The organism is Bradyrhizobium sp. sGM-13, assembly GCF_018398875.1.
Lineage (GTDB): Bacteria > Pseudomonadota > Alphaproteobacteria > Rhizobiales > Xanthobacteraceae > Bradyrhizobium.
Map to the genome: position 1 here is coordinate 1 of NZ_JAGWDK010000129.1, position 1,723 is coordinate 1,723.

Consider the following 1,723-nt stretch of genomic DNA (forward strand, 5'->3'; position numbering starts at 1 on the left):
GATGACCGGCGAAACCCCGAGCGATTGGCGGCGGCGCGTGCGTTAGCAGCAATCGTTCCGGTAAGCGAAGCTTCTCCACACTGCCGAGGACACGTGCATGAGCTGCAAGCCAACCTTGCGCGATCCTTCGCAGGACCAGCCTGATACTTCCGAGGCGAGCTCGCGCGACGTGCCGATCGGCGAGGCCCCTCACGCCGATGCGGAAATGGCGCGCGTGCTCAAGATGACACCAGTTCGCATGGCATCTGAGCCGTCGAGCAGCGTGATCGCCCATTGGAAACATGACGCGCTGCACGACGTCGTCGGGCCGATGGCCGACCACGTCCTCATGACGTTCCCCTCCGGCTCACTGTGCTTCGAGCGGCGCACCGGGAAATCGGTCGTGGTTGGAACGGCGCGTCCCGGCACTGTGACGGTCATCCCGGCCGGCTCGACGTCGCGCTGGGAGATTCCCGAATCCTTGAACGTGATCCACCTGTATCTTCCGCAGACAACGCTCGAGCGCGTTGCGCTGGAAGCCGGCACGGCTTCCCCAGGCGATTTGATGGATCGATCGGCGCATCCCGATCCCATTACGTCCCGACTGCTGCTGAGCGCGGCAGATGTACTGGAAGGCAGTGCCGCACTGGACGCCCTGTTCAGGCAGCAATTGACAGATCTGCTGGCGACACGCCTGCTGGCCGCGCATGCGGGTTCACCTGTCGCGATTCAGCCAGTCATCGGTGGATTATCGCCGACGGCACTGCGGCGCGCCATCGAGCGCCTGCGCTCGGACGCTGATGCGGACGTCTCCCTCGCGGCGCTGGCTGCAGACGCCGGCCTCTCGCGTTTCCACTTCTGCCGCGCCTTCAAGGAAAGTACCGGACTTTCACCGCATGCCTGGCTGCGCCAGCATCGGCTTGAGCAAGCCATGAACATGCTGCGCGACACGGACGAATCCGTCGTCTCGGTCGCGGCGGCGCTTGGTTATTCCTCCCAGACCGCCTTCGCTGCGGCGTTTAGGAAGCTGACCGGAGAGACACCGAGCGATTGGCGGCGACGCATTCGGTAACAGCAATCGCTCTACAGGTACGGCAATCGCTCTGGGGCAGTCGCAAAGCTAATTCGCTAAATCAACGTTACGCCCAACGCCAACACCGGATGGAGACAAACGATGGCCTGGATGAACGTCGTTAACCCCCTTGCAATCGCACCGCGACGGAGAGTCGTCGCGACCGCACTCATGTACGGACTTTCGTTGAGTGTTCGCTTCACCTCGGCAGCGGGCGAAGAAACGGAAATTCCGGCACATGCCGTCCAAACCGCCAACCCTGTCAGTTCCATCATCTTCTACAAGGACTGGCCCGCGAAGCCCGCTCCGTTGATGGCCTTTCAACGCGGCTCGCTCTTGGGATCCGGAGGCTGCCGAGCGGCATGTGAACGCCCCATGCCAATGTCGCTAATGCTGGACTGCCCCGCACCGTAACAGCCGGGATTCATTTCACATCATCTTTGCGTCATCGGTCGCAAGAGGTTTACCGCCAATGCAGAGCGGCGGCGGTGACGTGCGCACGTTCGAGAATATTCAACCCACAGGAGCAAACACATGCGACTTATCATCATTGGCGCCGGCTTCGCCGGCATGTACGCCGCACTTTCCGCTGCCCGCCTGCGCGACATCCGAGGCGTCTCACCCGAGGATCTCGAAATCGCGCTGATCGCACCCGAGCCGACGCTAGTAGTT

General features: G+C 62.3%; 1 protein-coding gene and 1 pseudogene. Both read left to right on the forward strand.

Annotated features, from left to right (window positions below; all coding sequences use genetic code 11):
• Positions 1-97 precede the first annotated feature (97 nt).
• Positions 98-1,051 (forward strand): AraC family transcriptional regulator, encoded by a 954-nt coding sequence (locus KJQ96_RS38405; RefSeq protein ID WP_213291146.1) that lies wholly within the window; start codon positions 98-100, stop codon positions 1,049-1,051.
• 534 nt (positions 1,052-1,585) lie between these two features.
• Positions 1,586-1,723, forward strand: a pseudogene (locus tag KJQ96_RS38410) (NAD(P)/FAD-dependent oxidoreductase); the annotation flags it as partial.